Below are 20595 nucleotides of genomic sequence, written 5' to 3'. Positions count from 1 at the left end.
AGTCTGGGCAGTGTCTCAGTCCCAGTGTGCGGGGGCACCCTCTCAGGCCCCGTACCCGTCATAGCCTTGGTGGGCCGTTACCTCACCAACTAGCTGATAGGCCCTGAGCCCCTCCTCGAGCGGCAGGCCCCTTGCGGGGTCCCCACCTTTCCTCCCCGGCCATGCGACCGGGGAACGTATCCGGGATTAGCCCGCCTTTCAGCGGGTTATACCGATCTCAAGGGTAGGTTACCCAGGTATTACTCACCCTTTCGCCACTTTACTCCCCGATTTTCACCGGGTTTCTCGTGCGACTTGCATGCCTAATCCACGCCGCCAGCGTTCGTTCTGAGCCAGTATCATACCCTCCATTGAAAGGCTCAGCACACGCGCCGACACGTTTTGTAGCGTGTGGTCGTGTAACTGTCTTTTGAGCCGTTCGAGCTTCCCAAAAGGGCAGCTCCACAACCTCACACCACGGGGCTACCGACTTGTCAAAGATCAATCGCCGGCCAGAACGTTGTTCTCGCCAGCGCCTCACTAGTATAGCATTTCGAACAGCATTGTCAAGGGCTTTTTTTTCACCGCTTGCCTGTTTTTTGCCTCCTCAGGGTTCACCCATCCTGCCCTGGCAGCCGTCGGAGAGCGCTGGACGGGTCCCGCGCCGCCGGCGATGGCCACACCATAACCCTATGTGGCGCAACGCCGCGCGTTTCCCGCACACCCCCCTCACATACCTGCTCATCCCTCAGGTGAGCGGGAATGGCCGGAGCTGCGAGAATCGCCGATTCTCGCCCTTCCACCCATACTTGCTCACTTCCCTCCTCACGGGGTTGAGCAAGTATGGGCAGCCTCCGCCCGTCAGGCACCGGGCAGCGCCCTGCCGAGGAACCGCCGGGGCAGCAAGGGGACACCCGCCCCACGCCCTGTCCCAGGCCACTCGAGCAGGATCGCCAACCTCGGAGGAACCTGTTTCCTCGCAGGCCGCCGGAGGTCGTGGTGGCATCGGCATGCCCCACACTGGCAGGGCTTGCGCGCGGACCTCCAGCCGGAAGCCCGCTGCCGCCACGGCGGGTCACTCCGGAGAGCAGGCGGCGCGCTCGCCACGCAGCCGGCACCACAGGATGATTCCGATGCCCACTCCCAGGATGGCCAGCGCGCCCACCTGGCCAGGGTTCAGGCCCAGGAGGACCGACTCGGTATCGCGTCGCACGAACTCGACCCCAAGCCGCGACGCCGCGTTCAGCACGCACACCAGGCCGAAGAGCTCCCCTTGCCGACGCTTGTAGGGCGTGGCAACCACGATGAGAGCGGCGATCATGAACAGGCTCGCCGCCTCGTAGAGCTGCGTGGGATGAACGGGCAGCGAGGCTCCTGCGTTGTCGGCCAGGCCGTACTGCCGCACGTGATCGAGGAACGGCGCGCTCCCCACGGGCGCACCATCCTCGTTGAGGACGGCGGGGAAGCGCACCTGGAGCGGGAAGCTGGTGGAGCAAACGCCGCCGAAGCAGCACCCGTTGAGGAAACACCCCAGGCGTCCGAACGCCTGCCCCAACGCGATGGCGGGAGCCGCCGCGTCCGCGATCCGCCACACGTCCTGCCGCGTCAGGCGCAAGTACACATAGTCCGCCACAGCGGCGGCGATCAGCCCGCCGTAGAACACGAGGCCCCCCTTCCAGACCTCGATCAGCACCCACCACGAGTCCTTCGGGTCGCGATAGAGGGCGAACCACAGGATGCGCGAGCCGACGACCCCCGCCAGAATGGACAGGAGCACCAGGTTGCCGATGACGTCGGGGTGGACTCCCTCGGCCTTCGCCCTGCGCGCCCCGAGCCACCAGGCCGCGTAGAAGCCCACGGCGAGCATCACGCCGTACGAGTGGATGAACGGGAAGATGAGCGTCGGATGCATGGGGTCTCGCCAAGGAGCGCGGGTGCGTCAGGCGGGCGCGCCGCCCGCGCCGGAGGCCGACGAGAGGATCTCCTGCCTGTAGCCGCCGCGCGACTTGTCGTAGAGGAAGATGCCGCCGAACACGAGCAGGAGGACCACGGATAGGGCGGCCACGATCCGGAACGTGGTGCAGGCGGCAATCCGCCGCGCCTCCCTCACCGAGGCCCTCTCGGCTTCGGACAGGGCCGCCGCCTTCTCCTCGCTCACACGGCCATCCACCACCACCTTCGCGCTCACGGCGGGGGGCAGGTTCTTGAGCGTATAGTGGTCGTGCAGTTTGCCCATGCCCGGATTGGTGACGTAGCTCAGGAACAGCCCGGCCGCCGCGCCGAGAATGCCCAGAAGAAACGCCCCGCCCTTCGGGAATCGCTCGGACGTGACCCCGAGCATCGTGGGCCAGTAGTAGGTCACGCCCACCCCCCACACGGTGGAGGCCAGGAGCACCCCCAGCCAACTCGTGGAGTAGCTGAGCCAGACCAGCCCGATCCCGGAGAGCACGCTGGACGCCACCAGGATGCCGTTGGGCGAAATCCACTTGGCCAGCGTTCCCGCGAAGAAGCGCAGCACGAACATCAGGCCCGAGGTGTAGACCAGGAGCAGCACGCCCCGGATGCCAATCATGTCCTGGATGAACACGCCGACCCAGAGGTTGGGCCCGAGTTCGATGGACGCCGTGAGGAGCATGCAGAACACCAGCACGAGGAACATCGGGCGGAGGGCCTCCTTGAACATCGCCCCCGCAGAAACCCCCGCCTGCACCCGCTCGGTCTTGGGGAACTTCTGGCCGAGGATCAGAAAGGCGTAGATGGCGACAGGGATGAGCACGAAGGCCATCTTGATCTGCCAACTGATGTTCACCAGCCCTGTCGGGGCCTTGGCGAGGACAAGAATCTCGCTGAAGCCGTAGGCCACGAGCCCGCCGATGATCAGCCCGCCCGGCCACCACGCGTGAAGCACGTTGAGCACGTGGGTCTTCTGGTCGGGGTACATGGTCGCGGCGAGCGGGTTGATGGCGGCCTCGATCAGGTTGGTGGCGATGATGAGGAAGAACCATCCCGCGGCGAGGCTCCAGAAGCCCTGGGCGAAGAGCACGGTGCCCACGCCCGCCACGTGCGCCGCGCATGAAATCCACAGGGCCGTGCCGATGCCGATGAAGTCAAGGAGCGCGCCGCCGACGAACTGCACGATGATCCCCGCGAACCCGCCGAGCGACACGGCCGCGCCCACTTGCGCCATGGTGAGCTGGAACGCGCGGGCGTAGTCGCCCATGATGTCGGTCCGGATCGAGAAACACATCGCGTTGGCCACGAGGGCCACGCAGCTCGCCACGAAGAGCCGTCGCCGGTTGTCCAAGGGCGCTCCCTCGAAAAGAGGCGCGTTCAGCCGCGACCCAGCCGTGCGCGAAGTCTAGCAGACGAGCCTGGCGCATGCAAGCGGGGTCGCCGCCGCGTGTTGCTGCCATGTCATGGGCAGGGCCGCCGCTCTGCGAGGGAGCGGCGGCCCTGCCTGGTTCGAACCCTGGCGCGAGCGGGCGGTCAGTGTCCGCCCTTCTCCGCCATCAGGTCAATTGCCTTGTAGCCGCCCTTGCTCATGAAGTAGAGGATGAGCCCGAGATAGCAGGCGGCCATGATCGCCGGCAGCGTGGCCACGCGGCCCATGACGCTGCGCTTCGAGTTGGTGATCACCTCGTCCAGCAGCGCCTGGTCCTTGGCGACGGCCGCCTGGTCGTCCTTCGTGATAAAGGCGCCGGCGTCGGCCAGGGCCTTGTGCATGACCTCAAAGGACTTCTCCTCGACGTCGCCCGCCTTGCGCACCAGGTGGTCGTAGGCGTTGCGGACGAGGGTCTGGTACATCGGGTCCTGGGCCAGCTTGGCCTCGTCGGCGCCCTCGCGCTTGGCGAAGAGGGCCAGCTTGTCGCTGATCTCGTTCACCTTCCTCTGGTCGAGCGACTTGTAGTGGCCGAAGACGCTCCGCTTCTCCTCGCCTGCCATGAGGCGGGCGTGCGCCTCCTTGTTGCTGGCCAGGAGCTTTCTGTCAATATTCGTGTCCTGCCAGTAGCCCAGGAGTTGCGAGCCAAGGATGCCGACGCCCAGCATGCCGCACCCGCTCACGGCGTTCAGGGTGAGGGCGCCGCCCCTCGGGAAGCGCTCGGCGCACAGGCCCAGCGTGACCGGCCAGAAGAAGGTCTTGCCGATGCCGTACACGGTGGCGGCGATCAGGATGGTGACGCCCGCGGCCTGCGACAGGAAGAAGAGGCCGATGGCGGCCAGCACGGCGCAACTGAACAGCACGCCGAGCGGCTTGAGGGCGCGCTCGATCGGGCCGATGCAGAACCGGAGCACCATCATGATGATCTGCATATACATGAGCAGCAGGCCGCCGGGGAGGCCGAGCTCGCCCATGGGCTTCTTCATCAGGTCGGAGACCCACGAGTCGATGCCCAACTCCGTGGTCGCAAGCAGGATCATGACGAACAGCAGCAGGATGTACATGGGCCGGCCGAGCGACCGCGTGTACGCGAAGTACGCCAGGGTAATCACCACGATGGCAATGGTGAACGGCAGCGAGGGCAGCAGGTCGGTGATGCTGCCGTTCTGCGTGAGGTTCTCGAGGCGGAAGACGCGGTTGAGCTCCATGCAGATCATGTAGACGACGATCAGGCACCCGATCGCGCCCGGCTCGGCCAGCATCTCGCGGTACGACACGCCCGCGACGACGCGCTCGGAGACGGGGAACTTGGCCTTCAGCAGCAGGAGGCCGTAGATGACCACGGGGATGAAGATGATGGCCACCTTCACCTGCCAGGTCATGTCGATGAGCAGGATGGGGATGCCGGCGAAGACCATGCCCGCCGGCCATCCCGCGTGCAGGATGGTGAGCATCTTGGTCTTCTGCTTCGGGTAGGCCGATGCGATGGCCGGGTTGATCACGGCCTCCACCGTGCCGGCGGCCAGCCCGTTGAGGATCGAGCCGGCGTAGAGCCACCAGTAGTCCTTCGCCGTGATCAGCAGCAGCGCCGAGAGCGCGTGGCAGGCGAAGGCGAAGATCATGGACTTTCCGTAGCCGATCTTGTCAATCACCAGGCTGAAGAGCACGATGCTGAGGCCAAAGGGCCACATGCCGGCGCCGAAGATCTCGCCCTTCTGCGTCTCGCTGAGGCCGAAGCCCACCTGCCAGGCATCCATGCACAGGATGCGGATGATGAACGCGAACGACGTGGCCACGAGGGCCGCAAAGCACGCCACGAACAGCACCGAACGGTGTGCCGCCACGGCGCCTTCGTCTGGGCTTTTTCCTGGTTCCGCCACTTTCGCCATCCTCCGTAGCAGTGGAGCGCTGGGCCTGCGGCAGCCGTCTCGCCCGCATCGCCCCGGCCCATGGCTCCGACCCACGAGACTGCCTTACGACGGGCCGCCCCCGCCGTTTCGGGCCGACAGTCTAGCACAAGCCGCCGCCCTTTGCAAGCATTCCGTCGCTTGACTCCTCCGCGGCAATCCGATAGCATGAAGTAGGGTGGAGAAGCCGTTTCCTCCATCAGAACCAGGACGCTCCGTCGCCCTGCGACCCGCGGCGCGGCTGCTATCGGAGGCCCCGTCCCGCCCACCGGCGCCCTGTGCTGGCGGCGCGACGGCGACGCCGGCCCGTCGCACGGGTGACGCTGCCCCGCAACGGAACTCAGCCCGATGCCCGACGACCCCTTCGACGACGCTACCAATGAGGAAGACGAGTTCGGCATAGACCCGAAGCGCATGACCTTCCTCGAGCATCTGCTCGAGCTGCGCTGGCGCCTGATGATCTGTATCGGCACCGTGGTGCTGGCCACGATCGTCTTCTTCGTGGCGCTGCGAGGCACGATCTTCGAGTGGCTCAGGTACCCCATCGTTCGCGCCTGCCAGATCAACGGCAAGATCAATGCCGAGGACCTGATTTTCGTTCGCACCCCCACCTCGCTCTTCATGGCCTCGGTCTACTACTGCTTGCTTGCGGCCGTGGCCGTGACCATCCCCGTCACGGTCTGGCAACTCTGGGCCTTCGTGGCCCCGGGCCTCAAGCGCAAGGAACGGCGCGTCATCGGGCCGGCGATCGTCTCGGCCATGGTCCTTTTCCTGGCCGGCGCCGCGTTCGCCTACTACGTGGTCATCCCCATCATGCTCCAGTTCTTTCTCCAGGACACCCAGTGGATGGGGGCCAAGCCGCTGTGGGATATTGCCGAAACCGTGAAGCTCGAAGCCCTGATGATGCTGGTGCTGGGGGTGACCTTCGAGATGCCGCTCCTGATCGTCGCTCTCACGAAGATCGGCATCGTGTCGCCGCGGTTCCTCTCGAAGTACCGCCGGCACGCCATCCTGGTGATCTTCATCATCGCGGCCCTCATCACGCCGACGCAAGACCCTGTGACGCTTGGACTTGTGGCCGGGCCGCTCGTCCTGCTCTACGAACTGGGCCTCCAGGCGTCGCGCCTCTTCAAGCCGCGACGCGCGCGGTGGGACGTTCTCGAGGACGAGCCGCCGCCGCCTCCCAAGGCCCCCGAGCCGCCGCCCCCGTCGCCCGATGTGCCCAGCGCGCCGCCCGACCAGGCGCCTCCTCCGCAGGACGTGACCGGCGAGGGCGAGCCGCTCTACGAGGACCAGACCTATCACGCGGGAAGCGAAGTGCAGGAGGAGCCGTGGGCGCCAGAGGCCACAGAACCGTTGCCTGAGGAGCATGCCCCTGCCGCCGAGCCGCAGGAGCCCGAGCACAAGCCTCAGCCGGAGGCCGAGCCGGCGCCGCCCGCGGAAGAGCTGCCGCCAGAGGCGATGATGCACTGAAGAAGAAGCCGCGAGCCACGAACTGCGAGCGACGACCCTCAGGAGCCGGGCGATGTTCCTGCGGCTCGCGGCTTGTGGCTCGCCGCTCGAAGCTACCTTCCCGCCCTCACCTTCCCGATAATCCGCTGCATCTTCTCGAGGCAGATCGTGCTGGCCTGCTCGGCGTTCGACGAGTAGTCGGCGCCGCCCGGCTTGTCCACCTGCTCCTTCGACAACGCCACGGGCCGCCAGTGCGTCTCCAGCGAAATCCAGCCCTCATATTCGTCCTCGAACAGCGCGGCGAACTGCCCGTCGTAGTCAATGTCGCCCTCGCCGATCGGGCAGCACTCCTGCTCGCCCTTGGCGTTGGGCTTCGAGTCCTTGATGTGCACGTGGACGATGCGCGGCTTGATGGCCTCGTAGCCGTCGGGATAGGGCGTCTCGGGGTCGTCGGCGTCGTAGAGCACATTGCAGGGGTCCCAGATGGCGGCCACGTTGTCGGAATCGAGGTCCTCCAGGAAATCGGCCAGGCGGCTGCCCGTGCCGATGAAGGTCGAGGCCTCGTTCTCGATGCCCAGCAGGATGTCGTTCTCCTCCAGAATCTTCACAACCGGCTGGAAGAGGTCGAGGATGCGTTGCTTGTTATAGGCCCCTTTGCGCCAGAAGGTGAAGCCGCGGACGAGGCGGATGCCGAAGGCATGGGCCAGCTCGCCGCACTTGCGCAGAATCTCGTGGTGCTGCGCGATCTCCTCCGGGGAGTCCATGTTGCACTTGAAGAAGGGGGCCGCGATCGAGCACACGTCGAGGTCGGCCTCGGCCAGCATCGTCTGCATTCGCCTGACGTCGGCCGGCGGAATGTCCTGCGGCGCCTTGTGGCCCCACACGCTCCTCACCTCGATGCCCTGGAGGCCGAAGCGCTTGCACACGGCGATCACGCGGCTGAGGTCTTGAGACACTTCGTCGCTGAAGACGGCTTGCTGGAACATCGGCTTCGTCTCCTGTTCACCGGTCACGAGGGGTGGATCGTCTTGTCGCCGGGCCTGTATCCCGGGTTCAGCGGCAATGCCACACGCTTGCCTGTTTCGGCTGACTTGTAGGCTGCCAGCACGATCTCCACGCTCTTCCGCCCCTCGCGTCCATCCACGAGCGGCTTGGTGCCGCGCTCGAGGGCGCGAACGAAGTCGGCGAGCTGGCGGCGGTGGTTCTCGGGGCTGAAGGCCATGGGGTCAGAGGCCCCGCTGCCCATGTCCTCCGCGCCGACCTTGCCGGCTCGGATGAGTTCGTCGCGCTTCCGTTCGCGCCGGAACCTCCAGAAGGCCAGCCTGTCTTCCTCGAGGATGGCCGTGCCAGCGTCCCCCGAGATCACGATGCGGCGGTCGAGGCCCGGCCAGGCGGCCGTGGTGCCCTGAATGACACCGAGCGCGCCGGAGGCCCACTCGACGGCCACAATGGCCGCGTCGTCCACTTCGATGCCGGTGTGGGCCAGGCACCCGGCCACAGCCGACACGGCCTTCGCCGGGCCCATGTACCACTGGATCAGGTCCACGCTGTGAATGGACTGGTTGATGAGTGCGCCGCCGCCGTCGAGCTTCCAGGTTCCGCGCCAGCCGCCGCTGTCGTAGTAGCTCTGGGCGCGCCACCAGCGCACATAGGCGTCGCCGATGGTCAGCTTGCCGAAGCGGGCGGCGTCCACGGCCTTTCGCAGTTCCTGGGCGGCCAGGCCGAAGCGGGAGGGGAAAATGGTCGCCAGTTGCACCCCCGCCTTTTCGGCGGCGGCGATCATCCGGTCGCAGCGGTCAAGGGCGATCTCGAGCGGCTTCTCGACCACGCAGTGCTTGCCCGCGGCCATCGCCGCGAGGGCAGGCTCCATGTGCAGGCCCGACGGCGTGCAGATGTTCACCACATCCACATCGTCGCGCTCGAGCATCCTGTGGTAGTCGGTGTACCAGGGCACGCCGGCGCGCTCGCCGCAACGCTGGGCGCTGGCCTCGAACACGTCGCACACGGCTACGAGCCGCGCATTGCTCAGTTGCGAGATCGCCGTGACATGGTGCGCGCCCACGGCGCCGCATCCGATGAGGGCAAAGCCATACTTCCTGGCCATCAGCACAGGTCTCCGGGGGGTCGTTCGAAAGGCGCCGGCCTGCGGGTCCGACACGCCGATGGTAGCTGAAACCCGCCAGCGCGTCAAGCGCGCTTGACGCCGCTTCCAGGCGAATGCTACCGTATCCGCGTGCGACACCGAGAGTCGAGGGAATCGCCACGGCAACCATGCCCGCAACTCGAAGGAGGCGCGCCATCCTGCCCCTCGCCATCCTCGCCACGCTCGCGCTCGCTGCGTGCCTGTTCGCCGCCGTCCGGCTGTGGGCGCATCGCGGCCTGCGCCGCCGTCTCGCCGAGGCCGCGGAGGCCGTGGAGGGGCTCGCCGACCCGATGGTCCGACGCGACCTCAAGGCCCACGCAGCCTACCTCGACGCACGCCTGGGTCGGTTGCGCTTGCGCGACGTTCTCCTCGGCCGCCTCGATGACGAGGTCATCCGCGTCCACCAGGCCAGCCTCGGCAGGATCGCTGCCCCCCACCTCCAACCCGGCCACCACGTCCTCGTCACCGTGTCGGCCCTCGATGGCGCCGAGCTGCCCACCTCGGTGGCCGTGCCCGAGGGTTGGGACGGCCAGACCCCGCTGCCGCTCGTCCTGGACCTTCACGCGGCGGGCGTGCGCGAGATGGCCGATTGCTTCCCCGTCCGCCCCTATCCCGGGGTGCTATGTATCACGCCTCTGGCCCGCGGGAGCCACGACTACCGCGGGCCGCAGATGACCGCCGTCGAGGAGTGTCTGGCCGATGTGCGGCGACGCTACCCCGTTTCGACGCTGCTCGTCACCGGCGCTTCGATGGGCGGCACGGGCGCCTGGCTCTTCGCCCAGAGGCACGCTGGCGAACTGAGCGGCCTCGCGCCCTGGATGGGCAACGCCGACCCCGACGCGTGGAAGGGCCTGTGGGAGGACGACGAGCGCTCGGTCCTCTCCCCTGCCGGCCGCGCCTGCGAGCTGGCGCAGCGGGGGAGAATGCCGGTCGCCCGCGTGGGGCAACTGGCAGGGCGGCCCGATCTGCCCATCTACATCGGCCACGGCGTCGCCGACACCATCGTGCCGGTCGCCCACGGCGACTCCATGGCCGCCAAGCTCAAGGCATTGGGAGCTGGCAACTTACGCTATGACCGCTTCGACGGCGTCGGCCACGGGGGCTTCCCCGTCACCCGCGACGAACGCATCGCCTGGCTGCTCGCGAACCCGCCCGCCGAGCCGGGGGAGCTCGTCGCCGTCATCCCACCCCTCACATTTGTGGCCGACATGGCCGGGGCGCCGCCGCATCGGGTCATGGACCCGCTCCAGGAGGCGCGCCTCCTCATCCGCGACGGCCAGTTCGCGGGCGGCCAGAACGTCGTCGCGGAACACACCGATCGCGGTCCCAGCAAGTGGCGCTATCCCGGCCCGGCGGGCTTCGCCTTCGAGAACCCCTTCCGCATCGTCGTGCCGGAAGATGCGCCCGACCATTTGGCCGCCTGTGCCGCCCAGTTCGCAGCCACGTGGAAAGAGAGATGGGGCGGCACAGGCATCTTCCCAGTGACTCCGACAGCGGCAGCGCGCCCCCACACAGTCATCGCCCTCGGGTCGCCTGCCGAGAACCCCGCGGTGAGGGCGGCGCTCGACGGTCTCAACATCGCCGTTGCACCGGGCTCTGCGCGTCTCTTCGGCCGCCAGTTCACAGGGGATGACATCGGCCTTATCCTGTTGCTCCCCAATGCCTTAGACCCATCAGCCGCCACACTCGTCGTCTGGGGCTCGACGCCCGAGAGCTACAGGCAGCTCTGGGGCCGCTTCGGCCACGTGGTGCATCTCGAAGGCGACCGCGGCCGCTGGTACTTCGACTACGCCGTCTTCGACCGCAAGACGTCCGGCCCAGATTCCTTCCTCGCCATCGGCTGGTTCGACCACGAATGGCGCTTCGACCCGCAGCTTCTCTTCGAGGGCAGCGCCGAGCTTCGGGCGGCGATTCCCGGCGGCCACTGGGCGACCGAACCATCGAGAGATGGCCGCCTGTGGCTCTCAACCCTGCCACCCGACAGGCTGGAGTCGCGTCGCGGCCCCCTCGCCTTCGACCGCTCGGCAGGCGTGGACGCCGGCCCGCTGGTGATCCAGGGGCAGCGGTTCGAGCGGGGCATCGGCATGATTCCGCCCGCCACGGCGGCTTGGAGCCTCCATGGCCGCTTCGCCCGCTTCCGGGCGCGAGTGGGCCTCGAGCGGACGGGGATGAAGTACCCCCTCCGCTACGCGAACGAGCGCGTGCGGTTCGAGGTGTGGGCGGATGGCGCGTGCGTTGCTGCTTCGCCCGTCCTCTCGGCCACGGACGGTCTTTTCGAGCTGACCGCCGACATCCGCGGCGCCGGCCAGATCGAGCTTCGCGCCGTCAACGCCACGAAGTTCGTCTGGCATTTCGGGCCGGTGGGCTGGGGCGAGGCCGAGCTTACAACTCCTTGATCCGCAGGTTGCGGAACTCCACGCGGCAGCCGTGGCCCATGAAGCCGATGGGCGCCTTGGCCCGCTTCGCCACTTCCTCCAGCCCAGGCACGGTCGAGATATCCACGTCCACGATCACCTGGCCGTTCACCGTGACGGTCCACTGGGTGCCCTTCACCTTGATCTCCTCGGTGTTCCACTCGCCGGCGGGCTTGGTGGCGCCGCGCTTGGCGGGGTACTTGCAGTAGATCGAGCCGTGGTACTGGCAGGGCTTGAGGTTCTTGTGGATGTCGGCGTAGTCGTCGAGAATCTGGATTTCGTGCCCGCGGATGCTGACGCCATTGTTGCCGCCGGGACCGAACCTGAACTCGAAGCGGAAGATCATGTCGCCGTATTCTTTGGCGGTCATCAGGTTTCCGCCGCCCTTCTGCTGGCACACGAGCATGCCGTCCTCGGCCGTGTAGCCTTCGACAGAGCCCTTCCAGCCGTCGAGCGACTTGCCGTCGAAGAGGCTCACGAAGCCCTCCTCAGCCGCCGCGGGGCCTGCCTTGGGCTCCTCGCCTGCCCACGCGGCCGCTGCCCACGCGCACGCCATCGCCGCAATCGCCATCCAACGCATCGTCCCATCTCCTAAAAGCAGGCCCGGCCCCGCGGCGGTTTTCCCACATCACCGCGGGCAGGGTCAGGGGTTGCGCCGCAATGCTTCACGCCGGCAGCGTCCACGGCTGGCGATAGACGCGGCCGAGGAGGCGGTTGGCCTCGTCGTCGCCGGTGAACTGCTTCTTCGTCTCGTCCCAGTGCAGGGTGCGGCCGCCCAGGAGCAGGCTGATGCGGCCGAAGAACATCGGGGTGGTCATGTTGACTGCATAGGGCAGGTTGCTCTCGGTCAGGCCGCGGGTCTTGATGCAGTTGAGGAAGTCCACGTGGTGGCCGGGCGACCGCGGGAGCCACTTGGGGATGGAATCAACGTCCTTGACCCTCTCATTGCCGCCGATGGAGAGCCAGCGCTCGCCGTAGTTGCAGGTGAGCCAGCCGTCGGTGCCGTAGAAGGTGCAGGCCATGCCCCAGCCACAGTTCTCGGGGGTGGGCGGGGTGGAGCTGGTCCAGTAGTATTTCAGGCCGTCGGGGAACTCGAGGTCAACGTCAATCGTGCGGGGGGCGTCGGCGATGCCTTCCTTCTGGAGTTCGCCGCGTGCGGTGATGGTCTTGGGCGTGGTCTTGATGTCGGCGGCCCAGAACCCGATGTCGGAGATGTGGCACCAGAAGTCGGCGTAGTGGCCGCAGGAGAAGTCGAGGAAGGAGCGGAAGCGGAAGTGGACGTGTCCTGGGTCGTATGGGCGCCAGGGGGCTGGGCCGAGCCAGAAGTCGTAGTCGAGGCCAGGCGGCACCTGGGCGTTCGGCGTGCGGTCAATGCGCCCCACCCCGCCGCTGCTCCAGACGCGGAGGGTGTGGATTTTGCCGAGGATGCCGGAGCGGACGAGTTCCACGACGCGGTGGTAGTTTTCGCCGGCGTGGATCTGGGTGCCGAGCTGGTAGACGCGCTTGTAGCGGGCGCCGAGGCGCAGCATGGCCTGGGCCTCGAGGTAGTTGTGGCACAGGGGCTTCTCGGCATAGACGTCCTTGCCGGCCATGAAGGCGTGGGTGACGATCATCGCGCGCCAGTGGTCGGGCGTGGCGGTCGAGATGGCGTCAATGTCCGTGCGGTCGAGCACCTGGCGGAAGTCGCGGTAGCCCGTGCACTCGGTGTTCTTGTAGCGGTCGTGGACCTTCTGCACGTTTCTCCTGGCGTTGGCCTCGTCCACGTCGCAGATGGCGATGACGCGCGCCTGCGGGGAGCCAAGGAACCAGTCCACGTGCCCGCTGCCCATGCCGCCGACGCCGATGTGGCCGGTGACGATCTGCTCGCTGGGCGGCGCGGCGAGGGACCATCGGGGCACCACCAGGGCCCCCAGGCCCGCGGCCGTCCTCGTGAGAAATCTGCGTCGGTTCATCGCCTATGCCCTCGACAAGGGGTGGTGAGCGTCCGCCTGCGTGTCCTGCGGTCCAGGATGTTAGGCCGTTTGCCTCCGCTCGTCAAGCGCGGAAGGGGACGTGCCGCGTCGGGCCGTGCCGGTGGAAAGCCCGCGGGGCAGCGAACAGGGCCACCACGGCCTCACGGCTTGGGCGGGGCCTCGCCCGCCTTACGGGCCGAGACGCCCATGAGGATGCCGGTGGCGCCCTTGAGGCGCTGGAGGAAGAAGGTCTTGTCGTACGAGACGCGCATCGGGCTCACGAGGATTGGCTTGCGGCCCTCGTCGAGCACGCGGCAGCCCAAGCGTACGCGGTCGGGGCGGGCCTCGTCGGCGCTCGGCCTGATGGCCAGGGACTCCTTCTCGGGAAGGGCGAACAGGGCCTCGGTGCCGAAGCGTGTGGCCTTGCGCTCGTCGCTGACGAGGGTGTACTTCGCGTAGGCGAGGTTGAGGCCCTCGAGCTGCTTGCGGATGTCGCGCGGAGTGCGGGGGTCGAACTCGGGGCCGGCGGCCCGCCCGGTCGCCTCGATGACCACCACGTGAAGCTCTATCTCGGGTTTGCTCCCGGGCTCGGATTCGCCCCCCCCCACGGGCCCGCAGGCCGCAAGGCCGGCGAAACACACGGCGGCCACTCTAGAGAGCACTGCCGTTCGGCGCATGCGCAGGGGCCTCCGAGGAGGAGACGGGGCAGACCGTGATCAGCGTGACGTCTGAGTCGGCAGAGTACGACACGGAGGCGGCGAAGCCGGCGCCCGCCTCGATATCCTCGACGATGCATTCCCGCGCGGGTTCGGCCGGCCGGGCCGCTGGGCGCGGTCGAAGGGCGACAACGCCTCCAGCGATGGCCACGCACGCGGCGGCCGCTGCCGCGAACACGGCCACACGCCGCCACGGCGAGCGTTGCGCGACACGATGGCCCGGCGCAATCCGGGCGGCGATGCCAGCCCAGGCGCTGCGCCACTCGGCCGGCGAGACGGCCGGCGTCGGCAACTCCGCCACCAGGCGGTCGAGCGCGCGAATGGCAGCGGCCTCGCGCGCGCAGGCGTCGCAGGCGGCCAGATGAGCCTCGACAGCCGCGGCCTCGGCGGCATCGAGCTCGCCGTCCGCATAGGCCCCCAGTCGTTCCTCGGGCGGGCATCGGTTCATCGCGCTAGTCCTTTGCGAGCCAGTGTAGCAGGCCGCGCAGGCGTTTCCGGGCGTAGTGCAGGCGGGACATCACGGTGCCCATCGGGCATCCCGCCACCTCGGCGATCTCCTCGTACTTCAGGCCCTCGGCGGCGTGGAGCAGGAACACCTGGCGGTGCTCGGGCGAGAGCTGCGCGAGCGCCGCCTCGATGGCCACGCCCAATTCCTCGCGCTCGAGGCCCTCGCTGGGCGACGGCGGGCCGCTGCGTTCCGGCACCCGCAGGTCGCTGCTCACCGCCCCCTCATCGAGTTCGCCCGCCTGCCGCACCTTCGCCTGGCGCAGGTGGTCCACACACGTGTTCCAGGCCACGCGGGTGAGCCAGGTGGTGAACTTCGCCTGCCCCTTGAAGGCCGGCAGGGCGTCGAAGACCTTCACAAACACGTCCTGGCAAAGATCCATGGCGTCGGCCTGGTTCCGGACGAGGCGGTACGCGATGCGAAACACCCGCTCGCGGTGCCGCTCGTAGAGCACCGCAAAAGCGTCGCCACCGCCTGCCAAAGACCGCTCGACCAGTTCCTCGTCCGAAACATGGCTCGCGCCCGCACTCATGCAGTCTTCCCACTTAGTTGGACGCACCAGGCGTCCAGGTATTCAGACTGCGAAGCAGAATCGCCGCGGATTATAGCCCTCGCGCACGTCGCGGTCAAGGCGAACCATTGCCCCGTCTGAGCCGGGCGGTATGTCAAGCTGTAACCTACATCATGCCAAGCGTTTAGCACGACAATGCTACATTCCCTTGGCGTGCGTGACGTAACCTCTTGTCCACACGGGAGATAAGCCACGACACCATGTCATTCCGAGTGAAGCCCCCGTTCCGGCGGGCGGAGCGAAGAGTCTCTCGCGGGTTGCGCCCGCAGTCGGTGGCTTGACTCCGTGCCCGGACGCAAGCCGAAGATTGGCTCCTCAGGGTCTGGCGATCCTGGCTCGACTGAGCTGGTGCAGGGCCTGAGCATGCCGGTTCCTGGCGGGCCTGGCGGTTCCTCGGGAGGGCTCTGCCGAGCGGCTGGCGGGCACCGCCTGTCCATGCTGTATCAACCCTGTGAGGAGGGAAGTGATACAGCATGGGTAGATGGGGGAGAATGGGCGATTCTCGCAGCTCCGGCCATACTCGCTCATCCGCGCGATGAGCAAGTATGGGGGCGGGAATGGCCGGAGGGCGTAAGGCGTTGGGGCATAGAGGGTTATGATGCGGCCCCCGCCGGCGCCGCCGCACCGCTCCCACGCTCCTTACTGGCGGCTACATTGAGGATCGCCAAACCCTGATGAGTCCAGAGATTCTGCGACCTACCCTCAGGATGACACCTTCCTGCGGCCGGGGGCGGGGAAGGTGGCCTTGTCGTAGCAAGGTTAACCACGCCATTGGATACGGGCCGTTCGGCATGCCGGCCAGCCCCCGCTCGCGGACGGGTAAGGCGATCGCGGGCCGGAGCTTGACTTCACCAGTCGCGTCGGCTATAACCTTAGAACTGAGTGAGACATGGGCAATTGCTCGGAGGACTCTCCCCTGAACAGGCCTCTTCGTTACGCCGTGGTAGGGTGCGGGCGCATAGCCCCCCTGCATCTCGCTGCCCTGGCGGCCATGCCCGAGGTGCGCCTGGCCGCCACGTGCGACATCGTGGAGGAGCGTGCACGCGCCGCCGCCGAGCGCTTCGGAGCCGGGCGCTACGCGACCGACTATCGCGATCTGTTCTGTTCCGGGGGAGTCGACGCGGTGTCGCTCTGCCTGCCCCATCACCTCCATGCGGACGCGGCCATCGCAGCCGCGGAGGCGGGCATCCACGTCTTCTGCGAGAAGCCCATCGCCACGACGCCCGCCGACGCCGACCGCATCATCGCCGCCTGCGACCGCGCGGGCGTGCGCCTGGGCGTCTGCTACCAGAACCGCTATAACCTGGCCTCGCGGGCGCTCCGCAAGGCCGTGGACCACGGGCGCTTCGGGCGCCTCCTCCAGGCGGGCATTACGTTCCAGAACCGCAAGTCGCCCGACTACTACGCCCCTGGCGACTGGCACGGCCGCTGGGCCACCGAGGGCGGGGGCGCGCTCACCACCCAGGCCATTCACACCATGGACCTGATGCTCTGGCTGATGGGGCCGGCGGCCTCGGTGCAGGCGAGGATGGCCACGCTCGTGCATGCCATCGAGGTCGAGGACACGGCGGCCGCGGCCATCGAGTTCGCCAGCGGCGCCCTGGGCACCGTCGTGGCAACCACGGCGGCCCACACCTTCTGGTCCCAGCGCCTCGAGGTCACGGGCACCCACGGCAAGGCCGTGCTGCTCAACAACCGCATCGTCGAGTGGGACTTCGCCGACGGCGCGCCGGACCGCGCGGCAGTCACGGCCATTGACGAGTTGCGCGAGACGCCCGACGAGCGCGGGCGCTACGGCCCCGGCCACGAGCGCATCCTGCGCGACTTTGTGGGGTGCCTGCTCGCGGGCCGTCGCTTTGCCCTCGACGGCCGGGAGGGCAGGAGAATCTCCGACCTTCTCTGGGCAATCTACGAATCCGGCAGGACGGGGCAACTGGTGCGGCTTCGGTGATCGGTCGGCCCGGTCCGACCCATCAGGCCGGTTAGACTCGTCCGACTCGCACGAATCCGATTGATCTCCGCCCCCGGAAGTGCTATATGAGTGGGAAGGGCTGGAGAGTCCTATGACCCGCTCAAAGGAGGGCTCGTCAGATGATGCCTCGTGTGATGCGTTGCGTCGTGCTCGCAGTGATGCTAGCGCTGCTGGCCCCATCGGTCGCCCAGGCGCTGGACGTGGGCGACCCCATGCCCCCCATCAGCGTCAAGAAGTGGGTTTCCAACACGCCCGTCACCGCCGCCAGCGCGAAGGGCAAAGTCGTGGTCGTCGAGTTCTGGGCCACCTGGTGCCCGCCCTGCCGTCAGTCCATCCCCCACCTCAACAAGCTCCACGAGACCTATGAGAAGAAGGGCGTGGTCATCTGCGGCATCACGCAGGAACAGGAGAGCACGGTCACCGACTTCATGAAGACTGTGCCGATGAAGTACCATGTGGGCATTGACACGGGCTCCACGGGCGGTGTCTACATGAAGGGCGTATCGGGCATCCCGCACGCTTTCGTGATTGACCGCAAGGGCAAGGTGGCCTGGCAAGGGCACCCGATGGCGGGGCTGGACGACGTGCTGGCCAAGCTGGCCGCCGAGGGCGGCGGCGCCGTGAGCGACGACCCGCTCGAGGCCGCCCTGGAGCTGAGCACGGGGGCCGACCTGTCGCAGCGCGACCTGCCCAAGGCGCTCGCCCTGGCCCGCAAGGCTTATGAGGCCTCGGGCCGCAAGGATGCCAAGGCGCTGGGCGTCCTGGCGCGCGTGCACTATGAGATGGGGCACCTGCCCACTGCCGTGGAGGCGGCCCTCGCCGCCGCGAAGCTCGCGACAGGCGACGACGAAACCGAGCTCAAGGCGGCGGCTGATTTCTACAAGAAGGAACTCGAGCGCCGCCGCGAGGACCCCGCGGCGAAGTTCTGACAGCCCTCCGCCTGCGCGGCGGGCATCTCCCCACCGCAGGATGGCCTCTCGCGCCCAAAGCAGTGGGCGCAGCAGGCAAGGGTTGCTCCGCCGCGCCCACGCCGCGCTGCATCGCGCGCGCTCTCAGAAGGTCTTGCCCACCGTGAACAGGTGCAGGGGGCCGTGCCCGAACGCCTTCTTGGCCCCTTCGCCATAGTCGTGCATGTAGCCGTAGTCTATGCGGCACTGGCCCGGCAGCGTGGTGCCCACGCCACAGGTGGGGCCGTTGTCGTACCAGCCGCCGCGCAGCGAGATCGTCACGTCTTTGGCGACCTTGATCTGGTGTTCGACGCCGGCGCTGTCAATGGCGTAATGGGCGTCCACTCCCTGCCCGTGCGCTGCGCCCGTGGTGTACTGGACCATGAGGGTGGTGGACTTGAGAACGCGGTAGGCGGCGCCGAGGGTGAGCAAGTTGACGTGGTAGTTGCTCTCGAAGCGCCCGGGCACGCCAAGGTAGGTGGCGTGGAGCTTGTCCTTGATGTGGGTGAACTCGGCGCCGATGGACGCCTCGTCGGTGGGCTTGTAGAGTGCGCCGAGGCGGATGCTGCCGATCTGCGACTGGCCTCGGCCGTGCGCCACGCGGGTCGTGCCGCCCATGCCGTCGGGCATGGTCAGGGTGACTTCCGACGGGTCGTTCGGGTAGCCCGCGAAGCCGAGGGCCAGCTTGCCGAAGCCGTCGGGAATGGGCACCTGGACGCCTGAGGCGATGCCGATCTGCTGGCCCCAGAGCTCGGTGTTGGCGCCCATCATCTTCGAGGGGTCACGGTCCCGCGTGTGCAGGTAGAAGCCCATGAGCTTCGTGGAGCCGCCCAGCATCGGGGTGGGGATGACGACGCTGGAGTTGTAGATATCGAGGTCGGGGCCGCGGCGGAAGTCCAGGTTGCCATAGCTGGCGGAGAGGTCAATGCCCTTGAAGAAGCCGAGTGCGGCGGGGTTGTGGGAGTCTACCCCCTCGAGCGCCACGGTGGCGCGGCCGAGGCCGAGCGCCCGGGCCGAGGGGGGGTAGTATGGCAGCACGATGTCGAGCGTGCCCCGTGTGGCCCCCGCCAGGCTGGCATTGGGCGCGCCCGCGATGGCGAGCCGCGCCGCCCCTGCCCCCAGCGCCGCCGCCAGCAACAGCCTGAGCGCCATGCTCCGCTTCATCTTGCACGCCCCCTCACAAGAGTGTTGCGGCTCCGCCCGACGCGCCCCGAAAGGGTCACTCGACCACGGGAACGTCCTTCATCGCCTCCTCGATTTCGTGCTCGGGGTACTCGAAGTCCTCGAGCTTCTTGGCGAAGTACTGCTCGTAGGACGCGAGGTCGAAGTGGCCGTGCCCGCTGAAGTTGAACACGATGGCCTTCGACTGGCCGGCCTCTCGGCACCGAATGGCCTCGTCAATGGCCACGCGGATCGCGTGCGATGTCTCGGGGGCGGGGATGATGCCCTCGGTGCGCGCGAAGAGCACGGCGGCATCGAAGGCGGCGTTCTGGTGGACGGCGACGGCCTCGACCTGCTTGGCCTTGACCATGAGGCTCACGAGCGGCGCCATGCCGTGGTAGCGCAGGCCGCCGGCGTGGATTCTGGGCGGCACGAAGCCGTGGCCGAGCGTGTGCATCTTGAGCAGCGGCGTGGTTTTGGCCGTGTCGCCGAAGTCGTAGCGGTAGCTGCCGCGCGTGATGGTGGGGCAGGCCTTGGGCTCGACGGCCACCATGCGGATCGCCTTGCCCGCGGCCTTGTCGGGGTAGAAGGGGAAGGCGAGGCCGGCGAAGTTGCTGCCCCCGCCCACGCAGCCGATCAGGATGTCCGCAGAGTCGCCTGCCCGTTCGAGCTGCTTCTTGGTCTCGAGGCCGACGACGGTCTGATGCAGCAGCACGTGGTTGAGCACGCTGCCGAGCGAGTAATTCGTGTCGTCGTTGGTGGCGGCCACCTCGATGGCCTCACTGATGGCCATGCCCAGGCTGCCGGGGCAGTCGGGGTCCGCCGCGAGAATGGCGCGGCCGGCGTTCGTGGTGTTGCTGGGGCTGGGGAAGATCGTCGCGCCCCAGGTCTGCATCATCAGCTTGCGGTAGGGCTTCTGCTCGTAGCTGATCTTCACCATGTAGACGAGGCACTCGAGGCCGAAGAGGTTGCAGGCGAACGAGAGCGCGCTGCCCCACTGGCCGGCGCCGGTCTCGGTCGAGAGGCGGCGGATGCCTTCTTTCTTGTTGTAGTAGGCCTGGGCTACGGCGGTGTTGGGCTTGTGGCTGCCGGCCGGGCTCACGCTTTCGTTCTTGAAGTAGATGCGGGCGGGGGTGTTCAGGGCCTTCTCGAGGCGCCGGGCCCGGTGCAGGGGCGAGGGCCGCCACAGGCGGTAGATGTCGAGCACCTCGCCGGGGATGTCAATCCACCGCTTCGGGCTCGCCTCTTGCTCGATGAGACCCATCGGGAAGATGCGGGCGAGCGCGGAGGGGTCAATGGGCTGCTTCGTGGCGGGGTTCAGGGGGGGCGCTGGCGACTCGGGCGCGTCCGCCATGATGTTATACCATGCCGTGGGCATGTCCTTTTCGCTGAGCAGCACCTTCGTTTCGTCCGCCAAGGCTCTCACCTCCTGTGTGAAGTCGGGGCTGGCTTTGGGTGTATTCTGGGGATTTGGCACCAAAAGTCAAGCGGCACAGC

The 20595-nt window shown here is 67.6% G+C and carries 16 protein-coding genes and 1 rRNA gene; 4 read left to right on the top strand and 13 right to left on the bottom strand.

Annotated features, from left to right (window positions below; all coding sequences use genetic code 11):
* The 4 genes from PLE19_16985 to PLE19_16970 all read right to left on the bottom strand — a co-directional run.
* Positions 1-354, bottom strand: a 16S ribosomal RNA gene (locus PLE19_16985); the annotation flags it as partial.
* A gap of 700 nt (positions 355-1054) precedes the next feature.
* On the bottom strand, positions 1055-1891 hold the full coding sequence (lgt, locus tag PLE19_16980; GenBank protein ID HPD16651.1) for a prolipoprotein diacylglyceryl transferase: 837 nt from the start codon (positions 1889-1891) through the stop codon (positions 1055-1057).
* 27 nt (positions 1892-1918) lie between these two features.
* Positions 1919-3283 (bottom strand): MFS transporter, encoded by a 1365-nt coding sequence (locus PLE19_16975; GenBank protein HPD16650.1) that lies wholly within the window; start codon positions 3281-3283, stop codon positions 1919-1921.
* 182 nt (positions 3284-3465) lie between these two features.
* Complete coding sequence (locus tag PLE19_16970; protein ID HPD16649.1) at positions 3466-5202, bottom strand: MFS transporter; 1737 nt, start codon at positions 5200-5202, stop codon at positions 3466-3468.
* Between the two features lie 411 nt (positions 5203-5613).
* Between PLE19_16970 and tatC the strand changes: the two genes are divergently transcribed.
* Positions 5614-6738, top strand: a complete 1125-nt coding sequence (gene tatC, locus PLE19_16965; protein ID HPD16648.1) for a twin-arginine translocase subunit TatC — start codon at positions 5614-5616, stop codon at positions 6736-6738.
* Between the two features lie 92 nt (positions 6739-6830).
* On the opposite strand, the gene PLE19_16960 is transcribed toward tatC, so the two are convergent.
* Positions 6831-7703: a sugar phosphate isomerase/epimerase family protein gene (locus PLE19_16960; GenBank protein HPD16647.1), complete on the bottom strand. Its 873-nt coding sequence runs from the start codon at positions 7701-7703 to the stop codon at positions 6831-6833.
* 23 nt (positions 7704-7726) lie between these two features.
* Positions 7727-8821: a Gfo/Idh/MocA family oxidoreductase gene (locus PLE19_16955; protein HPD16646.1), complete on the bottom strand. Its 1095-nt coding sequence runs from the start codon at positions 8819-8821 to the stop codon at positions 7727-7729.
* Positions 8822-8988: 167 nt separating this feature from the next.
* Between PLE19_16955 and PLE19_16950 the strand changes: the two genes are divergently transcribed.
* Positions 8989-11256 carry an NPCBM/NEW2 domain-containing protein gene (locus tag PLE19_16950; GenBank protein HPD16645.1) on the top strand — a complete coding sequence of 756 codons (2268 nt, stop codon included), beginning with the start codon at positions 8989-8991 and terminating at the stop codon, positions 11254-11256.
* Here PLE19_16950 and PLE19_16945 read toward each other — a convergent pair.
* From PLE19_16945 to PLE19_16925, 5 genes are all read right to left on the bottom strand, one after another.
* The gene (locus PLE19_16945; GenBank protein HPD16644.1) at positions 11243-11854 is read right to left on the bottom strand and encodes a DUF1080 domain-containing protein; all 612 of its coding nucleotides are present in this window, start codon (positions 11852-11854) and stop codon (positions 11243-11245) included. The two genes, PLE19_16950 and PLE19_16945, sit on opposite strands and share 14 nt — an antisense overlap.
* Before the next feature lie 85 nt (positions 11855-11939).
* On the bottom strand, positions 11940-13226 hold the full coding sequence (locus PLE19_16940; GenBank protein HPD16643.1) for a Gfo/Idh/MocA family oxidoreductase: 1287 nt from the start codon (positions 13224-13226) through the stop codon (positions 11940-11942).
* A 161-nt stretch (positions 13227-13387) separates the two neighbouring features.
* Positions 13388-13903, bottom strand: coding sequence for a hypothetical protein (locus PLE19_16935; GenBank protein HPD16642.1), 516 nt, complete (start codon positions 13901-13903; stop codon positions 13388-13390).
* Complete coding sequence (locus PLE19_16930) at positions 13878-14390, bottom strand: zf-HC2 domain-containing protein (protein ID HPD16641.1); 513 nt, start codon at positions 14388-14390, stop codon at positions 13878-13880. Before PLE19_16930 ends, PLE19_16935 begins: the two co-directional genes overlap by 26 nt.
* Before the next feature lie 4 nt (positions 14391-14394).
* Positions 14395-14979 carry an RNA polymerase sigma factor gene (locus tag PLE19_16925; protein HPD16640.1) on the bottom strand — a complete coding sequence of 195 codons (585 nt, stop codon included), beginning with the start codon at positions 14977-14979 and terminating at the stop codon, positions 14395-14397.
* 928 nt (positions 14980-15907) lie between these two features.
* Here PLE19_16925 and PLE19_16920 point away from each other — a divergent pair.
* A complete protein-coding gene (locus PLE19_16920; GenBank protein ID HPD16639.1) occupies positions 15908-16969 on the top strand; it encodes a Gfo/Idh/MocA family oxidoreductase in 1062 nt (353 codons plus the stop codon).
* A 140-nt stretch (positions 16970-17109) separates the two neighbouring features.
* Positions 17110-17919 carry a redoxin family protein gene (locus PLE19_16915; GenBank protein HPD16638.1) on the top strand — a complete coding sequence of 270 codons (810 nt, stop codon included), beginning with the start codon at positions 17110-17112 and terminating at the stop codon, positions 17917-17919.
* Between the two features lie 123 nt (positions 17920-18042).
* Here PLE19_16915 and PLE19_16910 read toward each other — a convergent pair whose 3' ends face one another.
* Together PLE19_16910 and PLE19_16905 are read right to left on the bottom strand one after the other, a co-directional pair.
* Complete coding sequence (locus tag PLE19_16910; protein HPD16637.1) at positions 18043-19101, bottom strand: hypothetical protein; 1059 nt, start codon at positions 19099-19101, stop codon at positions 18043-18045.
* Between the two features lie 55 nt (positions 19102-19156).
* A complete protein-coding gene (locus tag PLE19_16905) occupies positions 19157-20515 on the bottom strand; it encodes a TrpB-like pyridoxal phosphate-dependent enzyme (GenBank protein ID HPD16636.1) in 1359 nt (452 codons plus the stop codon).
* Positions 20516-20595 lie beyond the last annotated feature (80 nt).

The organism is Planctomycetota bacterium, from assembly GCA_035384565.1.
Classification (GTDB): domain Bacteria; phylum Planctomycetota; class PUPC01; order DSUN01; family DSUN01; genus DAOOIT01.
The sequence above is the reverse complement of the archived record's forward strand: the minus strand, read 5'-3'. Positions and strand labels throughout refer to the sequence as shown.

What these genes read in the sequence shown, in the direction of transcription:
- lgt (HPD16651.1), bottom strand. Translation starts at nt 1,891, where the DNA reads ATGCATCCGACGCTCATCTTCCCGTTCATCCACTCGTACGGCGTGATG.
- tatC (HPD16648.1), top strand. Translation starts at nt 5,614, where the DNA reads ATGCCCGACGACCCCTTCGACGACGCTACCAATGAGGAAGACGAGTTC.
- PLE19_16960 (HPD16647.1), bottom strand. Translation starts at nt 7,703, where the DNA reads ATGTTCCAGCAAGCCGTCTTCAGCGACGAAGTGTCTCAAGACCTCAGC.
- PLE19_16955 (HPD16646.1), bottom strand. Translation starts at nt 8,821, where the DNA reads ATGGCCAGGAAGTATGGCTTTGCCCTCATCGGATGCGGCGCCGTGGGC.
- PLE19_16950 (HPD16645.1), top strand. Translation starts at nt 8,989, where the DNA reads ATGCCCGCAACTCGAAGGAGGCGCGCCATCCTGCCCCTCGCCATCCTC.
- PLE19_16945 (HPD16644.1), bottom strand. Translation starts at nt 11,854, where the DNA reads ATGCGTTGGATGGCGATTGCGGCGATGGCGTGCGCGTGGGCAGCGGCC.
- PLE19_16940 (HPD16643.1), bottom strand. Translation starts at nt 13,226, where the DNA reads ATGAACCGACGCAGATTTCTCACGAGGACGGCCGCGGGCCTGGGGGCC.
- PLE19_16935 (HPD16642.1), bottom strand. Translation starts at nt 13,903, where the DNA reads ATGCGCCGAACGGCAGTGCTCTCTAGAGTGGCCGCCGTGTGTTTCGCC.
- PLE19_16930 (HPD16641.1), bottom strand. Translation starts at nt 14,390, where the DNA reads ATGAACCGATGCCCGCCCGAGGAACGACTGGGGGCCTATGCGGACGGC.
- PLE19_16925 (HPD16640.1), bottom strand. Translation starts at nt 14,979, where the DNA reads ATGAGTGCGGGCGCGAGCCATGTTTCGGACGAGGAACTGGTCGAGCGG.
- PLE19_16920 (HPD16639.1), top strand. Translation starts at nt 15,908, where the DNA reads ATGGGCAATTGCTCGGAGGACTCTCCCCTGAACAGGCCTCTTCGTTAC.
- PLE19_16915 (HPD16638.1), top strand. Translation starts at nt 17,110, where the DNA reads ATGATGCCTCGTGTGATGCGTTGCGTCGTGCTCGCAGTGATGCTAGCG.
- PLE19_16910 (HPD16637.1), bottom strand. Translation starts at nt 19,101, where the DNA reads ATGAAGCGGAGCATGGCGCTCAGGCTGTTGCTGGCGGCGGCGCTGGGG.